Raw genomic sequence first — 21,222 nt, forward strand, 5'->3', positions numbered from 1 at the left:
CCTCAAAAATGGAAACGCCTCTTTTTTGTGCCAGCCCGCGAGGCCAAAACCGATGGCGGCTCGTTGACAGCCGTCTGTTCGTGAACTAGTCTTGCGGGGAACGGCCCCGCCGACGGCGGGACAAAACGACGCGCGAGGTGAAAAACATGAGTTCAATTGTGGCACTGGCCGTCATAGGAGTTCTGTTTCTCTGCGCCCGGCGGGGAGAAGCCTGCACTACCCTTTTGGTGGGGAAGAAGGCGTCGGCCAACGGCCGGGTCATCGTGGGACACAACGAGGACGACCCGGGGCGGCTCGTGGTCCGTCATGGCCTCGTGCCGGCCCGAACCTACAGCGGCGGGGCCCGAATGATCTGCGAAGAGTACGCCGCCCGCCCAGCCCTAACGGGAACGACACCCAAGATATTTTGGACGGAAGTTCGGGACGAGAAAGGCATGTCGTCGGCCGACTGCTTCGTCAACGAGTGGGGCGTCGTTTTGGTGAGCAACAGCTGCGCCCACAGCCGCAAGGACGACGAGCCGGACTTGACCGGCGGGGGGCTCGCCTACGGCCTTCGCCGCGCGCTCGCCGAAGGGGCCAGAAGCGCCAGAGATGGCGTCGAGCTGGCATGCCGGCTTCTGAACCAATGGGGCTACCGAACGCCGGGGCGAAGCTACGCCGTCGCCGACGCCGAAGAAGCGTGGGTCCTCCAAGTCTCCATGGGCAAGGTCTACTGCGCCGTCCGCCTGGACGACCACATGGCCGCGGTCATTCCCAACCACTTCACCATTCAAGGCGGCGACTTGAAGGACCGCCCTCATTTCCTGTCGCCCGACGCGATCAGCCGTGCTCAGGCGAGGGGCTGGTGTCCCCGGGGCTGCGGCGAAGAGGCGTTCGACTTCGCGGCCGCGTACCAAGACCCCGGCTCGGTCCGCGTTGACGGCAACACCTACCGGCACCGGCACGCCGTCGCCGCCCTGACAGGCCGTATGCCCGGCGCGGACGAAAAACTACCGTTTGCGGTAACGCCGAACAGGCCGCTGACCGACCGGGACGTTCGGACGATTCTTCAGGATCACTACGAGGGCACGCCCGACGACCTGACCATCGACTTCGCCGGCCATTCGCCCCACTACACGCCCCGGCGGCGTATCTGTACCGGCGGCACAGTCGAAAGCTGGGTCGTCCTGCCCCACGCCAACCCGCACCTGACGGAAATTCAGATTGCCCAAGGCCGCCCCTGCCTGTCGCCGTATCAGACGTTCGACCTGCTGGGCGAGCTTCCGCCCCAGCTTGACCCGCTGGACGATCCGGCCGCGGCGCTTGACCGACACTGTCAGTCAGACCCAAGCCAGCTGAACGACGGGGCCTTCTGGCACAAGCTGTTCGAGCGGCAAACTCTCATCGACCTGCTGTACTCGTCGGCTCATCAGACCGTCTCAGAGTGGCGGAAAAAGCGGCAGGACGAGCTTGACGCCTCGGCCGAAGAAGCCCGGCTCGACCGCTGCCGGCTGGCCGATCAAGGCGACTGGGAAGAAGCCGGCAGGCTGTCATCAAGCCGAGCGAAGCGCGACGCGGAGGAAACCGACAGACAAATGAAGGCGCTTCTCGCGCCATTCGGACCGGCTCAGGCGTCGTTTTCGCCCCATGAAGTCGACAAGTCAGACCCGGACTGCCAGCTGACCGTCTCGTTTGAGTGCGGCACGTCCCCGTTCGAGAGCTCCCTTCGGTTGGGCCAGAGCGGTTCGGCGCCGATGACTTGGGCGTCGCCCCTGGCCGGCTCGCTCCGGCAGGTCGGCCCGACGAGCTGGAGCGTCGCGTTCCGCGCCCGGGAAGCGACAGAAAGCGCCGCGCCGTGCGCCGGCGGCTTCTGGCTTGCCGGACACGACGTCAGCGGCCAGCCGATCGCCGCACTGGGACGGCTGACGGTCCGACCGGCCCAGCCTCGGGAGACGTTCACCGGCAGCTGCAGCCTGTAAAGTTCCCCGGCTCCAGGACGCCTTCAAGGCCGGGAGCGTCAGGGAAGTCGCGCAGGCTCGGCCGCTTGTGACCGTCCCGGCCGACCACCGGTTGGGCTTCCAGCATGGAGCGAAGCACCGCCTCGTCGGTCCCCTCCACGACCGCCCTGAAGAAGTCGTTGGCCGCCTCCGGCCCCATCACGGGCAAATTGAACGGTCCTCGGCCCGATGGAATCCGGGACGCGGTGGAAAACGCGACCGATATCTCCCCGCTGCCGTGGGAGACGAAAGCCCCCCGACGGGTCACCCCGACCGTCGCCCGTCGAGCCAACCGGGTCAGCTGTCTGCTCGAAAGGGGCGCGTCGGTCGCGATCACGGCGATGACCGACCCGTCGGGGCCGGCTTCGCGCCCGCCGGACAGCTTCTGCCCAATGAACCGCCCGGTGGGTTGTCCCCTCAACGTCAGGTCAGACAGCGAGCCGAAATTCGTCAAGACGAGAACTCCGACCGTGTAACAACCAACCCGACGGGAGGCCGTCCCGATCCCGCCCTTGAGCTCGTAGCAGCTCATCCCCCGGCCGGCTCCGACCGAGCCAAGGGAGAAGTTGACGCTGGCCGCGTCCAACGCCTGACGAGCCATCTCCGGCGTCACAGAGCGCAGCCGCAGATCGTTCAGAAAGCCGTCGTTGCACTCGGCGACCACCGGATTGACCGTGCCGGCCTCCCGGCCGATCGACGGCTCGTGCTCCATCAGCCAGCCGACCAGACCGTCCCAGACGGCCCCGACCGACAGGGTGTTCGTCAGGAGAATCGGCGTCTCCAACGTTCCCAGCTCGGCGATTTGAACCAGCCCGGCGGTTTTCCCGTAGCCGTTGGCGACCCAGCAGCCCGCGGCCATTTTGCGGCAGAACAGATCGTCTCCCGGCACCAAGGCCGTCACGCCGGTCTGGACCGCCCCGCTCGACAGCGTCACGTGACCGACCAAAACGCCCGGCACGTCTGAAATGCTGTTGCCCCCTCCCCGCGGCAAAGTCCACAGTCCCTGCCCCAACAAGTCAACGTTCATCGTATCACCTCACCTTGGGCCCATTATACCGGCCTTGGAAAGGAGCTTCCCCGATGAGAATATATATCAGCGCCGACATGGAAGGCTGCACAGGAGTCACGGCTCCCTGCCAGACGATCAGCTCCGAGCCGGAATACGCGTTCGGCTGTCAGATGGAGTGTCACGACGTGGCGTCGGCCGTCAGAGGCGCTCTCGCCGGCGGCGCGGACGAGGTCCTTGTGAACGACTCCCACGACCGAATGATCAACTTGGACATTCGGGAGTTTGGCCCGCAGGTCAAACTCTTGAGCGGCACTCCGAAGCCGCTCAGCATGGTTCAGGCCGTCGAAACCTGCGACGGCGCGTTCTTCGTCGGATACCACGCCGCGGCCGGAACGCCGCTGGCGATTTTGGACCACACCATTTCGGGCCGGACGGTCTACTCGATCACCCTGAACGGCCGCGAAGTCGGCGAAACAGGAATCAACGCCGCCGTCTGCGCCGAGTGCGGCGTCCCGGTGACCCTCGTGACCGGCGACAGAGCCGTCTGCGACGAGGCGGTCAACCTTCTCGGCCCCGACGTCGTTACCGCCCAAGTCAAAACCGCTCACAGCCGTTTTGCCGCCACGTGCCTTCCGCCTGACGCCAGCTCCGAGTTGATCAGACAGCGCGCCGCGGAGGCCGTCGGAAAACTCATCCGCGGTGAAATTTCCTGCCCGCCCAGCCCGCAGGAGTTCGACCTGCAGATCACCTTCCACTTCACCCACCAGTGCGACCGAGCGGCGATTCTGCCCTGCACCGAACGAATCGGCGGCCGGACCGTTCGGGTGACCGGACGCGGCATGGCCGTCATGCGCCGATACGCGGGAACGCTCATCTCCCTCGGAGGGCAATAAATTTTAAATCGGCAAGAAAAAGCCCAGCTGACTTTCGTCAGCTGGGCTTTTTTCGTTACTTTTTGCCGATCAGAACCGCCCGGCGAAGTGCTCCAAAATTGCCGGCTGAATTTCCGGGTAGGCGCAGCCGCCTTCCGGCACTTGGTCGACCGGACAAACGCTCGCGATCTCGTAGGGCGGCAGGTCCCCACGGGAAGACACGACGCCCGAGTACGCGGCGCCGAACGTCTGGCCCTCCGGCCCTCTCACCCCGTACCAGCCGAGGAAGGTCAGCTCAAACTCCAGCGCGCCGGTCTCTTCCCACAGCTCCCGCGCCGCGGCCTCGAAGGGCGTCTCGCCCCGCTCCCGCCTGCCGCCGGGAAGCTCCCACTCGCCTCGGCCCTGATGATGACAGACCAGCAGCCGGCCGTTCTCCCTGACGAGCATCACCACAAACGACACGTCGCAGTCGGGCACCGACGGCGGGAAAAACACATCTTCCGGCGTCACCTTAGCGGCCGGCCCAAGATAGGGCCGGCCGTCCTCAAGCGGCTCAGTCTGAGAAAAGCTTTCCATCGCAGGTCAGCCTACAGGGCTCGGAGCAGCGCCCTCGCTCCCCGCATGAATCCGTCCAAGTCCTCTGGCTCCATTCGAGCGAACAGCCGGCGAAGCATATCGTTCTGACGCCGATCGTGCTCGTTGAACACCGCCTGCCCTTGTTCCGTCAGCGCCAGCTGATACGACCGCCGATCCATCTCCGAGCGGATCCGTTTGACCAGTCCCATGCTCTGCAGCCGATCAATCATCACCGTCACGGTCCCTGTGGTCAGCTTTAGCCGATCCGCCACGTCCTTCATCCGCACGTCCCTGTGCCGACCTATGACGCACAGCGCTTTCAGCTGAGGCACCGACAGCCGGCCGAGCTTGGCCACGCTGGATTCCCAGCCAGAAAGGGTCTCGCACAGGTTCAACATTAACTCTGCTGCCTTGTCCATTATTCCTTCGTTCATTTTCGATGTCCCTCGTCAAACGGCTAGATTTTATTTGTATAACAATATACGCCACTATCAAATAAATTGCAAAATAAGGCGGTTATTCCCTTCTTCGCCTTCCCTTTATCTCCTGAACGCCGCTGAACCGGCGAAGAGACCCCGAGCCGCCTAGTAAAATAAGAATAGTTATCAATAAGTGATTTCAATGATGACCGGTCGGTTTTCCCTTGGTAGAATTTCGCCAGAAAGTTAAAGAGCGGTTTCTCATCTCTCGCAGTTTTATCTGCGCTTGATTAAGGAGGAGTTTTGATGTACAAGATTAACGACAAAATCGAAGATTTCCGCGCCATGGCTTATCAGGACGACGACTTCAAGGAGATCAAGTTCTCCGATTACGACGGAAAATGGCGGATCATCGTGTTCTACCCCGCCGACTTCACGTTCGTCTGCCCGACCGAGCTGGGCGAGATGGCCGACAACTACGAGACCTTCAAGAAAGAGGGCGCCGAGCTGTTCAGCGTCAGCTGCGACACCGAGTTCACCCACATGGCTTGGCACGACGCTTCCGACACCATCAAGAAGATCAAGTTCCCCATGCTGGCCGACCCGACGGGCAAGCTGGCGAAGGCGTTCGGCGTTTACATGGAAGACGCGGGGCTGGCCCTGCGCGGCTCGTTCGTCATCGACCCCGAGGGCGTGCTGAAGACCATCGAAATCCACGAGCCCAGCGTGGGCCGCAGCTGCAAGGAGCTGCTCCGCAAGCTCCGGGCCGCGAAGTTCGCCGCTGAGCACGGACAGGTCTGCCCTGCCAGCTGGGAACCCGGCGACGAGGCTCTGACCCCGGGCAAGGAACTGGTCGGCAAGATCTAACTTTTTCCACAGGAACATAATATCCCGTCCGCCGTCCCTCGAACGCTGCGCGTCGGGGGACGGCTCTTGATACGGAGGTGATGACTTTGGTCCAGAGACGAACAAAACAGCGGGAAGCAATCCTTGAGATTCTCCAGCGGCGAAATTACCATCCCACCGCCGACCAAGTGTACGACGAGGTAAAGAAAACCGTGCCGTCGATCAGCCTCGGAACGGTGTACCGCAATCTGGACGCCCTTCTTGAGAGCGGCATGATCGCGCGAATTGAAGGGACATCGCCGGCCCGTTATGAAGGAGTTCAGGAGCCGCACCTGCACCTGAAGTGCTGTCGATGCGGCGAGATCTACGACATCTGGCCGACGCGTCCCGTCGTCGACCTGTCGAGCATCCCGGACGACTGCCAAGTGACCGAATGGGAACTGCTCCTTCAGGGGCTGTGTCCCGACTGCCTGAGCAAAGAAAAGGAAGCCTCGTCGGAGGCTCAAACAGCGTCAGCGTAAAAAAGCCCGGTTCTTCCGAACCGGGCTTTTTCTTCGCTTTCCGCTGAGCGGCCTGCGCTACAATATGATCCGAGGGGGTGAGGCCGTGAACTGTCACGAGTGTTCCACCATGCGGTGTAGCACAAAAGGCCAAGCGTGCCGGGTTCTTGGTTCCCGGTCAAGGTACGACGAGCTCGACGAGCGACTGATGACCGTCGCAGCGTCAGTGGAAGCCGATTTCTACGGCGAGATGTGCCGAGCCGACGAGATCATCGAGTTCTGCCGGCGTATGGGCTACCGTCGAATTGGATTGGCGTTTTGCGGCGGGCTGGCCAACGAGGCGAAGACCTACGCGGCTGTTTTGGAGCGCGAGTTTGAAGTGGTTTCGGCCTGCTGCAAAATCGGCGGGCTGACAAAAGCGGAGATGGGACACGAGCAACGCCCTTGGCTTGGGCCTCTGTCGTGCAACCCGGCCGAACAGGCGGCGGTGATGAACGAGGCTCAAACCGACTTCAACGTCGTGATGGGACTGTGCGTGGGACACGACTCGGTCTTCTTCCGCCACAGCGCGGCACCCTGTACCGTCGTGGTGGTGAAAGACCGCCGGCTCGGCCATAACCCGGTGGCCGCTTTTACCTGTCCGTACCTGACCCGCCGGCTCGGCGGCCATATGGAGCCCCGCAAGTCGTAAACGGTTCGTGCTCTGCCGTCTCATTCGGCAAAAGTCCGGGCACGAAAAAACTATCGGAGGAAAGAATGCCCCAACTGCGCGTCATATCCATTCGCCCTGACCTGAAGGGAATGCTCCTCGGCCCGGGCTCTATAGCCCTATCCGGCGGCAGAAAAAAAGGACTCGCCCGCCTCGTCGGGGGAAGTCTCCCTTTTTTCGCCTGTTTTGACGAAGGGCTGGAGCCCGACCAAGTCATCGCGGGCGCGGCGCTGGCCTCTCAGCTCGGCCTTGAGGCCGGCAGGAGAATTGCCCTCGAGGCCGTGCCATGGGCTTGGGCCGCCAGTTTAACGCTGGCGCCCCTTTCGCCGCTTCCCCAGTCGGTCTCGCCGCAGGACCTAACCAACGCCCTAACCGATACGGCGCTGGCGGTTGGGGAAACGATAACGCTTCAGCTGGCAAGGGAAACGGCTCGGTTCCGCCTTCTGTCGGCGTCGCCGGCGGGTTTTCTGCTCGTCTCCCCCTCGAGCCAAATCTGTCTGACCCGTGCTGTTCCGCCCGTCAGCGGGAAACTTCAGGGGTACGCGTCGGTCGGCGGACTGTCAGACCAACTTCGGCTGGTTCGGGAGCTGGTCGAACTCCCGCTCGTCCACCCGGAAGCCTTCGCCCATTTTGGCGTTGAGCCTCCGAAGGGCGTGTTGCTCTACGGGCCGCCCGGCACCGGCAAGACGCTGATCGCCCGGGCCGTCGCCCAAGAAACCGACGCGTGGTTCGCGTCAATCTCCGGCCCGGAGATCATCGGCAAGTACTACGGCGAAAGCGAAGAGCGGCTCCGCGACCTGTTCACCCAAGCGCAGCAGAACGCTCCGGCCGTGGTGTTCATCGATGAGCTGGACGCTATCGCCCCCCGTCGGCAGGACATGGGCGCTGAAAAGCAGGTGGAGCGGCGGGTCGTGTCCCAGCTTTTGACTCTGCTCGACGGGCTGCCGGCCCGAAGTCAGGTCGTCGTCATGGCGGCCACAAACCTGCCCGACTCGATTGACCCAGCGCTTCGGCGGCCCGGACGGTTTGACCGGGAAATCGAAATTCCCATGCCGACGCGGCAGGCCCGAAAAGAAATCTTGGCCGTTCACTGCCAGCCCGTTCCCCTAGCCGACGACGTCGACTTGGACCAAGTGGCCGCTCAGGCGTACGGCTTTGTCGGCGCGGACCTGGCCGCGCTGGTCCGCGAGGCGGCTCTGGCCGCGTGGCGTCGGATCGCCCCAGACGGGACGTTCCCGAAAAACTTGGAAGCCGAAGCCGTGACGATGGACGACTTCAAAAAGGCCTTAGCCCAGCTGTCGCCGTCTGTGACCCGCCAGCTACGGACGGAAATCGCTCCGGTGAGCTGGGACGATATCGGCGGACTCGCCGACGCCAAGGCGCAGCTGAAGGACCTGACGAAACAGGCGTTCGTTTTAGCGCCCCGGCTGCTCGACGCAGGCATACGGCCGCCTCGGGGCGCGCTGGTCTCCGGCCCCAGCGGGACGGGAAAAACCATGCTGGCTCAGGCCGTCGCGGGACAGCGAACCGCCATCTTCCTCTCGGCCAGCGGACCGGCGCTCTGTGCGGCTGGTCCAGCCGAGGCGGCTCGGGCGCTTCGGGAGATCTTCGTCTCAGCCCGTCGGGCGGCGCCGGCCGTCCTGTTCTTCGACGAGGCGGAAGCACTCCTTCGTCCTCGGGGGCGCGACAATGGCCTGACGAGTGTCTTTTACTTTGAAATGGACCGGCTGACCCCGGACGACGCGGTGTTCATTCTGGCCGCCACAAGCCGGCCGGACCTGCTGGACAGCGGCGTCTTTTCCGGCTGCCGATTTGACCGGCAGATCGAGCTGAAACTCCCCGACGAGACCGAACGGGCGCAGATTCTGTCGTTAGCGCTGAAGGGCCTGCGCCTTCCCGCGCTCTGCGACGTCGGCGAGCTTGCAAAAGAGTCTGACAGCATGAGCGGCGCCGCGCTTCGGCGGTGGACCGAAAGCGCTGCAGCCCTCTGTCTCGGCGAGGGCTGCCCGCTTGAGGCCCGGCATTTTACCGCAACTTTGCCCAGGTTTCTGTCAGGCAATTCACCCTGCCCGAGAGCAAAGACCGTCATAGAATAGAATTTACGTAGCTTATGCTAAGAAATTTTTCCTAATCAAGGTGGTGAAGATATGAAGCGTTTATGTGCAATTCTCGCGTGCTGCGCGCTTCTCGTCGGGCTGGCCGCTCTGCCGGCTGCGGCGAAGCCACGGCAGATAACGAAAGCAAAACCGGAGACGACTGACATTCTGTTCATCCTTGACGAGAGCGGTTCGATGTTTGGCCTGTCCAGTGACACGATCGGCGGCTACAACAGCTTTATCGAAAAGCAGAAAAAAGAGCCCGGAGAGGCTCGGCTCACGACGGTTCTGTTCAACAGCACCTATCGGGTACTCGGCAGCCAAGTTGACCTGAAGCGCGTCCCCCTTCTGACAAGCCGGGAGTACAGCCCCACGTCCACGACAGCCCTGTACGACGCCGTCGGCCGAGCTGTTTCCGATTTAAAGAAATCCCTCCAAGAAGAAGGCCGCGCGTCTGAAAAGGTCATCGTCCTGATCGTCACCGACGGACAGGAGAACTCCAGCGTCGAGTTCCGGCTCAGCCAGGTTCAAAAGCTGATCGCCGACTGCCGAAAGAGCGGCTGGGAGTTCGTCTACATGGGAGCGAACGTCGAAAGCGCTAAAGAGGCATCTTCCATCGGCATCAGCAGAAAAAACGCCATGGACTTTGCACCCAGCGCCAACGGACTGCAAAACGTCTTCGACTCCGCCCAAGAAGCCGTGAAAAACTTCCGCTCTACCGGCGACGTCGGCAAGTGGCAGCAGTATGATGACTCAAAGCCGGTCAAGCCATGAGCTGGAAGTCCGATTCCGAACGCCCCGAACAGGAAGGGTGTCAGTTCCACATTCGCGTCAAGCCCGGCGACGCGGCCCCGTACGCCGTACTCCCCGGGGATCCGGCGCGAACTGACCTGATCGCTCAGGGCTGGGACGACGCCCGCCTCGTGGCGAATAACCGAGAGCACCGAACGTTCACCGGCACGCTCCGCGGTGTGCCGGTCACAGCCTGCTCAACCGGCGTGGGCGGGCCGTCGGCGTCCAACGCCATTGAGGAGTTGGCCCGACTGGGGACTCACACGTTTATCCGCGTCGGCACCTGCGGCGCCCTTCGCGCTGAGATTCAGCCCGGCGATCTGATCGTCAACTGCGCGGCGATCCGCCACGACGGCACAAGCGACCTGTACGCGCCGGCGGCCTATCCCGCAGCGGCCAGCTACGACGTGACTGCCGCGCTAATTGAGGCGTGCGACCGGCTCGGTTACCGCTGTCACGTGGGCGTCACCTGCTCCACCGCGTCGTTTTACGCCGGACAGGCCCGCCCGGGATTCGGCGGGTTCAAGACGAGCTCCACCGAACACCTGATTTCCGACCTGACGGCCATGGGCGTGCTGAACTTCGAGATGGAGGCGGCCACCCTGTTCACCCTCTGCTCGCTTTTCGGCCTCCGAAGCGGCTGCGTCTGCACGGCCATCGCCAACCGGGTAACCGGCCAACTGATCGAAACGGGCATTGAAAAAAGCGTCGCCGCGGCGAACGAGGCCTTGCTCATCTTGGCCGGGCGGGACGAGATCTGCCGCCGGGAGAACAAACCGTACTGGCACGGCGGCCTGAGATGACCGGACAAAAGCTGACCGAACGTATCGAAGCGGCCAAGCGACGAGCCGTCGTCCCAATCAGCGGATTTCCCGTCGGCGCGGTCGCCGTCGGATCAACCGGCCGAGCCTACGAAGGATTCAACATCGAGTTTCCGGGCTGCGAGCCGGCCTTGACCGTCCACGCGGAAATCTGCGCTGTGACGAGAGCTTTTCAGGCCGGCGAACGGGCGGTCGACTCGCTGTACGTCACAGAAACGCCCTGCGGCCACTGCCGACAGTTCCTCTGGGAGCTGTCGTGCCGCAAAACGTTAAAAGTTTTTCTGCCCGACGGCTCCTTGAGCCTTGAGGACCTCCTGCCCTTCCCGTTCAGCCTTCGAGAGGGCTCCGGATTTTTAGGACACGAGACGGTCTCTATTCGGCCGCTGACCGACGAGGACGAGCTGACCGCTCTGGCCCGAGAGGCGGCAGAAAAAAGCTACTGTCCCTACAGCGCTGCCCGCCGCGGCGCGGCGCTGCGCGGCGTTGGCGGAACGGTGTGGTGCGGCAGTGCCGCTGAGAACGCCGCTTATAACCCGGGCGTGACGGCCGTCCAAGCGGCGCTGATCGCCCGAGGCGGCTCTTCCGAAGCCGTCTCAAGCGCCGTCCTTTTTGAAACGGCCGGCGGCTTCAGCGAGGAAATGCTCTTTGCCGGCGCCATTTCGACCCTGTGGCCGGACGCCAGTTTGACATATCGGCGCGGTTAACCTATAACTGAAACATCAGCATTTATATTCCAAAGGAGGTTTTTCAATGGCAGACAACAGCGAGTACCAGGCACTCTGCGCCCGCTCAGAGGCTCTCGGCAAGGCAGCTCCCGACGTGATGAAGGCGTTCGGCGCACTCCACGGCGCCGTGGTCAAGGAAGGCGCCTTAACCGTCAAGACGAAAGAACTCATCGCCCTGATGATCTCCGTGATCGTCAAGTGCCATCCCTGCATTCAGGCTCACACCCGCGGCTGCATCGCCGCCGGGGTCACGAGAGAGGAACTGGCAGAAGCCATCGGCGTGGCCGTCATGATGGGCGGCGGCCCGGCGACCGCGTACGGCGGCATCGTCCTCGACCTGTTCGACCAGCTGAAAAAGTAGCTCCCAGACCTGACAGGGAAGCCTGCGGCATCGTCCAGCTGGACAGGCGGCAGACGGCTTGAAAAATAAACCGCTTGCCAAAAAAAAGGTTCCATGGTAGGATAGCCTGCGTTGGAACGGGTGCCGTCATTTACGTCCGACTTTGTTGGGGTATCGTCCAACGGCAGGACACCTGACTCTGGATCAGGGAATCGAGGTTCGAATCCTTGTACCCCAGCCATGCTCTCTTCGTCTAGTGGTCCAGGACTCCGGGTTCTCAGCCCGGCAACAGGGGTTCGAATCCCCTAGAGAGTGCCATTAACTACAAAAGCTCCCGCCTCTTTGGTCTGCTCCCCGTCAATAGGACAGTGAAAAATCAAAAAGTCCCGTACCGCCAGTCGAGTAATCGGCTGGCGGTTCTTTTACGCCGCAGTATAGAAGCTTGCATGGTATTCGGCAGGTGTCATCAGATGCAATTTCCGTTGGAACCGCTCTGTGTTGTAATACCTGATGTATGACTCTATGGTCTTCACCAGATCCATCTTTGAGGTGAAGCGTTTCCTGTAGTACATTTCTCGCTTCAGGATCCCCCAGAAGCCTTCCATAGGCCCATTGTCAATGCAATGGGCTACTCTGGACATGCTCTGCTTCATTCGGTTTCTCTTTAGTCTCCCCGAGAACTGTTTGCTCGTGTACTGGAAGCCTCGGTCACTGTGAAACAATGGATGTGCCTCGGGCTCACGCTCTACAGCTTCATCAAACGTGCTCATAACCAGCGGATTGTCATTATGCTCGCCGATTTTATATGCCACGATCCTGCGATCATAGAGATCTAGTATGGCACTCAGATATACTTTGTGAGCGTTCCCCCCGACGTAATACTTGAACTCAGTGACATCCGTCAGCCATTTCTCGTTCGGTGCGTCTGCGTGAAAGTCACGGTTGAGATAGTTTTTGGCGATATGTGCAGGGTCTTGGCTGCTTCTGGTGCAGCTCTTTGGCCTCCACTTGATCGTGGATTGAATACGCTCTCCGCGACAGATCCTGAGTACCCGCTTATCGTTCACTGCGATGCCGTGATTCCTTTCCAGTTCGTCCCTGATTCGCCGGTAACCCATATCCGGATGGTTCTCATGAATGGCCTTGATCTTCTCGGAGAGCTCGGTATTGTACTTCTCACTGAAGCTGACAGGACCTTTAAGCCAGCGATAATACGCGCTGCGCGAAAGCCGCTGGCACTGACAGAGCTTTTGCAGGGGGTAGTGCTTGGCTTCAGTCAGTTCTTTGATCGCTTGGTATTTGTAGGGATGTCGAGTCAGAGAGAGCGATCTTTCATCTCTAACTCTCTGATTTTTTAACAGGTCGTTCTCCATCTGAAGGTCGCGGTTCTTGCGTTCCAGTTCTGCAATCCTGTGGCGCTGCTTTTCCTCTGGTGTCCGGGCTGGCAGGGTTCCAATCCGCCGTCCACGACGGTCTTCAAGGCCGGCGGGGCCCATGCTCTCATAACGGAGCACCCAGTTGCGCACCTGCTGATAGGAACAGTCGTATTTCAGCGCCGTCGCTCCATAATTATTATCCTTAGCAAGGCAGTACTGTACGATTTCAAGGCGTTCTTCCTGGGTTGTCTGTCTGGCTTTTCTCATGGAGCTGCCTCCTCCGCTTGTGCGCGATTGGATCCATCCATGAGTAGTATATGCCTGTATCCAGCTTTGAAGTTGAGCTTTTGACCGTAAGCCATAGCGATACGCCGTCTCCGTTAAGGATCCTTCTCCGCTCAGATAGGCATGAACGGCAGCCAATTTCAGCTCCTGTGAATAATGTCTGTTTCTCGATTGAGCGAGCAATCCTCCGGGACCTTCATTTTGGTAAATCCGGACCCAACTCCTAAACGATGCGCGGCCCCTAAGCCCCGCTTGCCTTGTCGCTTCTGTGCAGCTGATTTCGTCTCGGAGATAGCTTTCAACTAGAGATATTTTCAAAGCTGAGTCTATCTTGCTTTTTCTGGGCATAGAAATACCCCCCAAGTAGGTTTTATATTTCCCTGTCCTACTTGGGGGGAGCATATCACTTTCAAGAGGCGGGAGCTTTTTTTGATAAAGGCCAAAAACTCGACCGAATCCGCCTTACAGCGCCGCTTCTTCGCTCCGCCGGCGAACTCCCCGCAGGAACGCGATCATGGCAGGCACGGGAATGAACGCCGAACAGACGTCGCTGACGGCCTGCACTGCCACCAAACCGGTCAGGCCAAAGAAACGCGGCAAAGTCAGGACGAGGGGGATAAAGAAGAGCCCGCTGCGGCAGACCGCCAAGGCCAAGGCGTTCCAGCTCTGGCCGACCGACTGACAAGTCATGCTGGCCGACAAGTTAAGCGCCAGCAGCGGAAGCGCGGCGCTCTGCCAGCGCAGGGCTTCGGTGCCGATTGAAACTACTTGGGGATCGTGAATGAACCAGCGCATGATCGACGGCGCGCCTAAGAAAATGAGACTGCAGAGGACCACCAGCGAGAAAAACGTCGCCTCGGTCACGAACAGAAACGCATCCCTGACTCGGCCCCATCGGCCGGCGCCGTAGTTGTATCCCACAACTGGCTGGTAGCCCTGCCCGATGCCCACGCCGACCATGAAGGCCATCATGATGATTTTCTTGGCAATGCTCACCGCTGAAAGGGCTGCATCGCCCCAAACAGCGGCCTCGATGTTGAGCATAACCAGCCCCAGGCTCGCCAGCCCCTGACGGCAGAACGACGGGGAGCCCAGCTCGATGATTTCAAGGTACGTCCCGAATGACTTAGAGACAAACGACAGGCGGTGCCTGACAACGCTGCGGCCTCGGCGGTACCAACTGGCCATGATGGCCAGAGAAACCGCTTGGCTGAGGACCGTCGCGATCGCCGCGCCCCGAATCCCCAGACCAAAGGTGAAGATGAACAGCGGGTCCAAGAAGATGTTGAGCACCCCGCCGGACGCGAGTCCCGCCATGGCGAACTTCGCCTTCCCCTCGGCCCGCAGTCCGGTGTTGAGCACGCAGGCGCAGGTCATCAGCGGCGCCCCGAGCAGGATAACCGCCGCGTATTCCGCCGCGTAGGGCAGAACCGTCGCCGTGGCGCCCAGCGCCCGGCAGATGGTGACCACAAACTGATACCCGATGAGCGAGGTCAAACACCCTAAGATGAACGCCGCCGCAACTGAAGACGACGCGTATCGGTTCGCCCGGTCCAAGTCTCTCGCGCCCAACGACCGGGAGATCACGCTGGCGGCTCCGGTCCCCAGAGTAAACCCGATGGCCTGAATCATCGCCATCAAGCTGAAGATGACGCCCCGGCCGCCGAAGCGCTGGTCCCCAGCTGGGAAACGAAGTAGGTATCAGCCGTGTTGTAGACGCCCGTCACGGTCATGCTGATGATCGTCGGAACGGCCAGCCTCAGGATCAACGGTCGAATCGGCGACTCGATCATCCGTTCAAACTCGCGCTGTTCTTCTCCGTCCACTTCGTCACCCCTTTTTCGATTTTACGAAAGAGCCAAGACGACTTCAAGCGCTTAAGTCGTCTGCGGGCGCAAAAAAACCGAGGCCTAACGGCCTCGGTTGGGGAAACTTTAGACGTTTTTCCGAAGCCGGACTTCTGGCTCCGAGGGGATCTTGAAGAACGGCACGAACCGATCCCAGCCGGTAAAAGTCAGGACCAGCATGGAGACCACAGCGACCCAAGCCATGTAGTTGTGGCCAATGACGCCCCATACGGTGAGCGTCCCGTCGCCCAGCGGGTAGATTGCATGAGAAATGCTGAGGAAAAACGCCATGTAGCAGTGCCACGGGATCAGCTGGGACCCGAGCACCCCCATCGCGTCGGCATAGGTGGCGTTGCGCAGCGCTAACTTGTACATAACCTCCTTGCTCCCCTCGACGCTCCGCTCGGTCATGCTCCGAATCAGCGGGCTGATCGTGACGATCTGAGCCATCTCGTCGGCCAGAGCCGCGTTACCTATCAGACACAGCAGGGCGTTGGAGAACATCAGGTGCCTGACCTTATGGGTCAGCTTCAGCACCATGTCGGCCACCGGGTCAAAAGCGTTCATCTTCTTCATAACCCCTCCGAACGCGCCGACCCAGAGCATCATCGCGATCGTCCAGTTTCCTGCGGACGAAAAGCCAGCCTGAACGAGCGACAGGAAGGATGATAAGTTTTCCACTGTCCCGGCGCACAGGCCGCAGATCAGCGACGAGATAATCCCGCTGCCAAGACAGATGAGCGTGCTCGTCCCTCGGATAGCCAGTCCCAAGACGGCCACGAGCGGCAGCAGCATATAGAGGGGCACGCCGGTTTTAACTTGATTCAGCAGCGTCACTGCCGCCGGCCGTTCGGTTTGGAGCAGCGTCCAGACCGACTCTGGAATCCGAGCGATCGCGTCCGACGCCAAGCCGGTCGTCTCCGGCAGGTCACTCCACATGCCCACCAGATAGAAAATAACCAGACTGATCAGAAGGCACCCTAAGGACCAAATCCCCTGATGGCGAACCCGGTCGATAATGGCGACGTTCTGGATACCCGAGCTGACCACCATCGCGTCCGAGATCAGCCCGATGTTGTCGCCGAAGCACGCCCCGCCAGCGATGGCTCCCACCGTGAGCAGCACGTTTCCGCCCACGATATGGTTGAGCCAGAGGAAAATCGGCGCGCAGGCCGCAAACGTTCCCCACGACGTCCCGGTGGCTACCGACAGAACCGCCGTGACTAACAGGGCCACCGCAGCGACCAGCTTCGCCGTCAGTCCCGCCCGAAGCGCCACGTTAATGATTGACGCCGCAACGCCCGTGGCCATAAAGCACTCGGCGACGGCGTAGGCCGATTCCAAGATCAAGAAAACGATCAGGAAGTGTTTTAAGTTGTCCAGCGCCGCGCTCAGCAGGTCGTCGAACGAATAATGATCCGTGACCATCGCGATAATCGTCGCGTACAGAAACGCGATTGGCGCGACGATCAGAATGTCCATGCCCGAAAACATCAACGCGCCCATCACGAACATCGGACTGAGCTTTACTAAAGCGATCACCCTTATCCCTTCCTTTGGCTCTTTTCCTTCTCCGCACCAACCGACGGGAAAAGAGATCTCGTTATCTCAGCGCGCCGCGTCCCCGCTCTGCCGGCGCCGATTGGCGCGCCGCAAAGGCCTTTCAGCCCATCTGACAGATTCGAGGGTGCTCCTGCAAAACGCCGGTAACGGTACAAAGTTTACTCTCTTCTGGCCAATGAAACAATCTTTTTTTGTCAATCTATGCTGAAAATATTCCCGGTTGACCTGTGAAAATTTTGGGCGTCATCGACACAAAAAAGCGCCCTCTCCGACGAGAGCGGGCGCTCTGAAGGCTAATTGTGGTAGCTGGCGGCCTTGATCGTCTCTTTCACGCCTCGGGCCGTCCGGCCTTTGACGGCCACGGCGAGGCGGCGCTCCGCAAAGCGGGCTAATCGGACGAACGGCAGGCCGATCAGGAAGTAGATCAGCGCCACCATGATGCCGATTCCGAAGAAGTCGTAATACGTGTTGGCCAGTTGGCCGTACGCTTTCGTCAGGTCGATGAGGGTGATCATTGACACCAGCGATGAGTCCTTGAGCAACGAGATGAAGTCGTTGGTGACCGGCGGCAGGGAAACCCGAATAGCCTGCGGGACCACCACGTGCCGCAGGGCCTGACTGCGGGTCATGCCCAGGGCCAAGGCGCCTTCCATCTGCTGGCGGGGGACGGCCATGAGCCCCGCGCGGTAGTTCTCCGCCTCGTAGGCCGCGTAGTTCATCCCGAGTCCGATGATGCCGGCGGCAAACGGCGACAGTTTAATTCCCACATTAGGCAGGCCGTAGAAGATGAAAAACAGCTGAATGAGTACCGGCGTCCCGCGAAGCAGCTCGATGTACCCGACAGCCAGAGCCGACAGCCACCGAGGGCCAAAGAGGCGCGCCACGGCCAGAACCATGCCGAGGACAATCGCCAAGGCCATGGCCGCCAGCGAGACCTGCAGCGTCACCAGCGCGGCCCGTCCGAAGACCGGGAGGAAACTGACGTATCGGTCAAACCGGGCCTTCCAGCCCAGCCCTTCTTTCTGAAACGAGGCCCACCGGTCAAAGCCGTCGTGCCCTACCCGGGCCGGCGAGTGGTCGTCGAAGAAATCCGCCATCACGGGCGTCCACATGTTCCACTTCTCGTAGATGTCCCGAAGCTGACCGGACTCTCTCAGCGCCGTCAACGCGGCGTTCAGTTCGTTCTTCAGCGCGCTGTCGCCCTGTCGGACGGCAATGCCGTACTCCATCGAGCCGATGGGTTCCCCGACAAACTCCAGATTGGGGTTGAAACCGGCGTAGAAGATGGCGATCGGCGAGTCCATGAGCACCGCATCAAGCCGGCCGTTGGCCATGTCCTGATAGGCGTTGATCTCGTTCTCGTAGGTTCGAATATCGGTCACACCCGCATCGACAAGCGTGTCGTACGCGTACGACTGTTTGAGCGTACCGACGGTCTGACCGACGCAGCTTCCTAGGTCGGCGATCTTCTTGGGGTTGCCCCGGGGAACGACCAACTGGAGGAACGTCTTGTAGTACGGCAGGGAGAAGTCCACGGCCTGCCGGTGCTCCGCCGTGATTTCAAGGCCGCTGAGCGCCATGTCGTATAGTTTTAAGTTCAGGCCGGGGATCAGATTGTCCCACCCGTTAGAGACAAAGACGGGACGGCGGCCCATTTGTCGGCACAGGGCTTCTACAAGGTCCACCTCAAAGCCGATCATGCGTTCTTGGTTCTCTGGGTCGCCGAACATGTAGGGGACGTTTCCCTCGCTGTCGCCGCCCCAGCGAAGTTCCGGCAGGTCTTCGGCCGCCCAAGCCCCGGCAGCGCAGAGCGTCAGCGCGGCAAACGCCCCGGCGAGAAGTCGAAACAGGCGCCTCATTCGGACACCACCCCAGTCAAGTGGCGCAGGAAGTTCTGCGTCCGGGGATTTTTCGGCGTCGTGAACAGCACGTCGCCGTCTTCCTTCTCGACAATTTCGCCGCCGTCCATGAACACGATGTAGTCCGACGCGTCCCGGGCAAAGCGCATCTGATGAGTGACGATAACTTGCGTCATGCCCTCGCCGTCCAGATCCTTCATGACCTGCAGCACCTCGCCGACCAGTTCGGGGTCGAGCGCGCTGGTCGGCTCATCGTACAGCATCACCTTGGGCGACATGGCGAGAGCCCGGGCGATAGCCGCCCGCTGACTCTGACCGCCTGACAGCGTGGCCGGATACCGGCTCGCCTGCTCGGAAAGCCCGACTTTCGCCAACAGGTCCAGCGCTTGGCGCTTGGCCTGTGACTCGGGGGTCTTTTTCACCACCACCGGCGCCAGCATGACGTTTTCCAGCACCGTTTTGTGGGGAAACATGTTGAAGCTCTGAAAGACCATGCCGACTTCCTGACGCATTCTGAAGCACGCGTCCAAAAAGTCACGGCTCATGGGCTCACCGGCACGGCGGGTCACAGTGACGCCGGCGATGCTGATCGTCCCCGAATCGATGTACTCCAAGCAGTTCAGACATCGAAGAAACGTGGACTTCCCGCAGCCCGACGGGCCGATGATCGAGACAAGGTCCCCTTCGCTGATATCTATCGACACGCCGCGCAGGACCGGGGTCTCCTCGAATGCTTTGTGAAGATCGGTCACGCGAATCAATGGGACAGCTGACTGTTCCACTCCGTCACCCTCCAGTAGCCGCCGACGGCGGCAGATTTTTTGTCCGTTTCGCCCCTCTGTTTCCCGAACGCCGCGGGTCTGTGCCGTCCGCGGGCCGAGAGATTTTGGTTCAGGTTCATTATAACGAAGACGCCTCAAACTACAAGCCCGAACGGCCTCGGCCGTTCGGGCTTGTCCTATTCTTCCGATTTAATTTTCCCCGACGCTCTCATCTCGTCCCGGACGATCAGCGAGACGTTGTGGGCGTGATCGCCGATCCGCTCCAGATTGCTCAACACGTCGACGAACGCAATGCCGGCCGCCGGAGAACACGCACCCTCGTTGAGACGGGCGATGTGCGTGGCCCGCAAGTTCTGTTCCATTTGGTCGATCTCATCTTCCAACGGACCGGCCACTTCGTTGGACATAGCCATGTCGTCCCGGTCAAACGCGTCCAAGCAGAACGACACCGCGCGGCGGACTAGATCGAACATGCCGGCCAGCTCTTGGTAGCCCATTGGGGAGAACGAGACCTTGTTCTCTTCCACGTACTCGTACATCTCGATTAAATTCGTGCAGTGGTCGCCAATTCGCTCCACGTCGCCGGCGCCGTTGACGTAAGACGCCAAAAGGGACGAAAGCTCCGACGCCAGATGAGTGTGCCACAGTTTGGCGGCGTACTCCGCTACAGCCCGGTTGAGCTCGTTGACGATTTTTTCCGTCTGAGCCACCCGCTCGGCGGCGTCTTTCTGTCGTTCCAAAAGGGCGCTCCGAGAATCGTCGAGCATCGAGAGGGCGAATCGGCCCATGCGGAGCAGTTCCTGCTTGGTCGCAGCGACGGCCGCTGCCGGAGAGGACTCCAACAGCCGGTTGTCGAGGAACTGGGGGCCCGAGTACACGAGCCGCGGCTCTGCCGGCAGGACCTTTTGGATGAACCGGGTCAGAGGCGTAATGAACGGGAAGAGGATCACCGTGTTGGCCAAGTTGAACAGCGTGTGGGCGTTGGCGATCTGACGCCCGATCGAGTGGGACGTGAGGCCGATCAGATGTTCGGCTGCCGGAAGGAACGGGAGAACGATCAGCACGCCGATCAGTTTGTTCAGCACGTGGCCCAACGCCGCCTGCTTGGCCTCCCGGCTAGCGGCGAGGGACGCCAAAACGGCGGTGATGGTCGTACCTAGGTTGTCGCCCAGAAGAATTGGAATGGCCGCCGACAGGGGCAGGAAACCCTGCGAGGCGATAGCCATAGTGAGCCCGACCGTCGCAGAAGACGACTGGACGATCATGGTGAGAACCGTCCCAGCCAGAACGCCCATCAGCGGATGATCTGAAAAGGCGAGGAAGAATTCCTTTCTGTCCCGCATGAACGCCATGGAGTCGCTCATGATGTTCATGCCCAAAAACAGGAGGCCGAAGCCGAAGATCCCGTTGCCGATAAACCGCTGCCGTTTACTCCGTCCGAACAGAGCCAAGAGCATTCCCACGCCAATGCAGGGCAAGGCCAAGTCCGAGATGTTGAACGCGATAAGCTGGGCGGTGACCGTCGTCCCCACGTTGGCGCCCATGCAGACAGCCAGAGCTTGACGAAGCTGCATCAGCCCAGCCTGGACGAAGCTCACCACCATGACGGTGGTCGCGCTGCTGCTCTGAATGATCATTGTGACGACTGTTCCCACCAGAACGCCACGCCATGGCCGACTCGTGAGAGCCGCGATGAGCTGACGCATTCTGTCCCCTGCCAGATCCTGAAGGGCGTCGCTCAAAAGTTTCATCCCGTAGAGGAACAGCCCGATGCCCCCCAAGAGCTTGAATGCGATGTCAATGGTCATTGCCTGCCCGCCTTTCCGGCT

Annotated in this window: 20 protein-coding genes, 2 tRNA genes and 1 pseudogene; 12 read left to right on the forward strand and 11 right to left on the reverse strand. The window is 60.9% G+C overall.

The annotated features are described in order from the left end of the window. The first annotated feature begins 146 nt into the window (after positions 1-146). Positions 147-1,958 (forward strand): C69 family dipeptidase, encoded by a 1,812-nt coding sequence (locus JONANDRAFT_RS07155; protein ID WP_008523367.1) that lies wholly within the window; start codon positions 147-149, stop codon positions 1,956-1,958. Here the strand turns inward: JONANDRAFT_RS07155 and JONANDRAFT_RS07160 are convergent. Then, a complete protein-coding gene (locus JONANDRAFT_RS07160; RefSeq protein WP_008519558.1) occupies positions 1,936-3,003 on the reverse strand; it encodes a DmpA family aminopeptidase in 1,068 nt (355 codons plus the stop codon). The two genes, JONANDRAFT_RS07155 and JONANDRAFT_RS07160, sit on opposite strands and share 23 nt — an antisense overlap. 53 nt (positions 3,004-3,056) lie before the next feature. Between JONANDRAFT_RS07160 and JONANDRAFT_RS07165 the strand changes: the two genes are divergently transcribed. Continuing rightward, positions 3,057-3,878, forward strand: coding sequence for a M55 family metallopeptidase (locus JONANDRAFT_RS07165; protein ID WP_008519560.1), 822 nt, complete (start codon positions 3,057-3,059; stop codon positions 3,876-3,878). 69 nt (positions 3,879-3,947) lie between these two features. On the opposite strand, the gene JONANDRAFT_RS07170 is transcribed toward JONANDRAFT_RS07165, so the two are convergent. Both JONANDRAFT_RS07170 and JONANDRAFT_RS07175 read right to left on the reverse strand, forming a co-directional pair. Then, positions 3,948-4,433, reverse strand: coding sequence for an NUDIX hydrolase (locus JONANDRAFT_RS07170; protein ID WP_008519562.1), 486 nt, complete (start codon positions 4,431-4,433; stop codon positions 3,948-3,950). 11 nt (positions 4,434-4,444) lie between these two features. Continuing rightward, a complete protein-coding gene (locus JONANDRAFT_RS07175; RefSeq protein ID WP_008519564.1) occupies positions 4,445-4,867 on the reverse strand; it encodes a MarR family winged helix-turn-helix transcriptional regulator in 423 nt (140 codons plus the stop codon). A 291-nt stretch (positions 4,868-5,158) separates the two neighbouring features. Here JONANDRAFT_RS07175 and JONANDRAFT_RS07180 point away from each other — a divergent pair, with 291 nt between their 5' ends. The 10 genes from JONANDRAFT_RS07180 (at position 5,159) to JONANDRAFT_RS07225 (ending at position 11,999) form a co-directional block, all read left to right on the forward strand. Beyond that, positions 5,159-5,719: a peroxiredoxin gene (locus JONANDRAFT_RS07180; protein WP_008519568.1), complete on the forward strand. Its 561-nt coding sequence runs from the start codon at positions 5,159-5,161 to the stop codon at positions 5,717-5,719. An 80-nt stretch (positions 5,720-5,799) separates the two neighbouring features. Next, positions 5,800-6,219, forward strand: a complete 420-nt coding sequence (locus JONANDRAFT_RS07185) for a Fur family transcriptional regulator (RefSeq protein WP_008519570.1) — start codon at positions 5,800-5,802, stop codon at positions 6,217-6,219. 85 nt (positions 6,220-6,304) lie between these two features. Further along, entirely contained in the window at positions 6,305-6,889 is a 585-nt protein-coding gene (locus JONANDRAFT_RS07190) for a DUF1847 domain-containing protein (protein ID WP_008523372.1), read from the forward strand. A 65-nt stretch (positions 6,890-6,954) separates the two neighbouring features. Then, positions 6,955-9,003 carry an AAA family ATPase gene (locus JONANDRAFT_RS07195; protein WP_008523374.1) on the forward strand — a complete coding sequence of 683 codons (2,049 nt, stop codon included), beginning with the start codon at positions 6,955-6,957 and terminating at the stop codon, positions 9,001-9,003. Positions 9,004-9,054: 51 nt separating this feature from the next. Further along, positions 9,055-9,777 carry a vWA domain-containing protein gene (locus tag JONANDRAFT_RS07200; protein ID WP_008519576.1) on the forward strand — a complete coding sequence of 241 codons (723 nt, stop codon included), beginning with the start codon at positions 9,055-9,057 and terminating at the stop codon, positions 9,775-9,777. Next, entirely contained in the window at positions 9,774-10,598 is an 825-nt protein-coding gene (locus JONANDRAFT_RS07205; RefSeq protein WP_008519578.1) for a nucleoside phosphorylase, read from the forward strand. Before JONANDRAFT_RS07200 ends, JONANDRAFT_RS07205 begins: the two co-directional genes overlap by 4 nt. Then, complete coding sequence (gene cdd / locus JONANDRAFT_RS07210) at positions 10,595-11,320, forward strand: cytidine deaminase (protein WP_008519580.1); 726 nt, start codon at positions 10,595-10,597, stop codon at positions 11,318-11,320. The genes JONANDRAFT_RS07205 and cdd overlap by 4 nt, the downstream gene beginning before the upstream one ends. 46 nt (positions 11,321-11,366) lie before the next feature. Continuing rightward, positions 11,367-11,702 carry a carboxymuconolactone decarboxylase family protein gene (locus tag JONANDRAFT_RS07215; RefSeq protein ID WP_008519582.1) on the forward strand — a complete coding sequence of 112 codons (336 nt, stop codon included), beginning with the start codon at positions 11,367-11,369 and terminating at the stop codon, positions 11,700-11,702. 146 nt (positions 11,703-11,848) lie between these two features. Next, positions 11,849-11,922: transfer RNA gene (locus JONANDRAFT_RS07220), tRNA-Gln, on the forward strand. Between the two features lies 1 nt (position 11,923). After that, positions 11,924-11,999: transfer RNA gene (locus JONANDRAFT_RS07225), tRNA-Glu, on the forward strand. Between the two features lie 104 nt (positions 12,000-12,103). Here the strand turns inward: JONANDRAFT_RS07225 and JONANDRAFT_RS08105 are convergent. The 8 genes and pseudogenes from JONANDRAFT_RS08105 to JONANDRAFT_RS07255 all read right to left on the reverse strand — a co-directional run bounded on the left by JONANDRAFT_RS08105 (position 12,104) and on the right by JONANDRAFT_RS07255 (position 21,201). Next, positions 12,104-13,324, reverse strand: coding sequence for an IS3 family transposase (locus JONANDRAFT_RS08105; protein ID WP_233417397.1), 1,221 nt, complete (start codon positions 13,322-13,324; stop codon positions 12,104-12,106). Positions 13,325-13,513: 189 nt separating this feature from the next. Beyond that, positions 13,514-13,744, reverse strand: a pseudogene (locus JONANDRAFT_RS08530) (helix-turn-helix domain-containing protein); the annotation flags it as partial. A 60-nt stretch (positions 13,745-13,804) separates the two neighbouring features. Further along, positions 13,805-14,980 (reverse strand): MATE family efflux transporter, encoded by a 1,176-nt coding sequence (locus JONANDRAFT_RS07235; RefSeq protein WP_231366883.1) that lies wholly within the window; start codon positions 14,978-14,980, stop codon positions 13,805-13,807. Further along, a complete protein-coding gene (locus JONANDRAFT_RS08410; protein ID WP_021775989.1) occupies positions 14,980-15,168 on the reverse strand; it encodes a hypothetical protein in 189 nt (62 codons plus the stop codon). Before JONANDRAFT_RS08410 ends, JONANDRAFT_RS07235 begins: the two co-directional genes overlap by 1 nt. A 108-nt stretch (positions 15,169-15,276) precedes the next feature. Continuing rightward, positions 15,277-16,731, reverse strand: coding sequence for a Na+/H+ antiporter NhaC family protein (locus JONANDRAFT_RS07240; RefSeq protein WP_008523377.1), 1,455 nt, complete (start codon positions 16,729-16,731; stop codon positions 15,277-15,279). Between the two features lie 314 nt (positions 16,732-17,045). Continuing rightward, entirely contained in the window at positions 17,046-18,611 is a 1,566-nt protein-coding gene (locus JONANDRAFT_RS07245) for an ABC transporter substrate-binding protein/permease (protein ID WP_008523378.1), read from the reverse strand. After that, a complete protein-coding gene (locus JONANDRAFT_RS07250) occupies positions 18,608-19,393 on the reverse strand; it encodes an amino acid ABC transporter ATP-binding protein (RefSeq protein WP_008523379.1) in 786 nt (261 codons plus the stop codon). Before JONANDRAFT_RS07250 ends, JONANDRAFT_RS07245 begins: the two co-directional genes overlap by 4 nt. 176 nt (positions 19,394-19,569) lie before the next feature. Further along, positions 19,570-21,201 (reverse strand): Na/Pi cotransporter family protein, encoded by a 1,632-nt coding sequence (locus JONANDRAFT_RS07255; protein ID WP_008519607.1) that lies wholly within the window; start codon positions 21,199-21,201, stop codon positions 19,570-19,572. Between the last annotated feature and the right edge of the window lie 21 nt (positions 21,202-21,222).

Source organism: Jonquetella anthropi DSM 22815 (assembly GCF_000237805.1).
GTDB classification, from domain to species: Bacteria; Synergistota; Synergistia; order Synergistales; family Dethiosulfovibrionaceae; genus Jonquetella; species Jonquetella anthropi.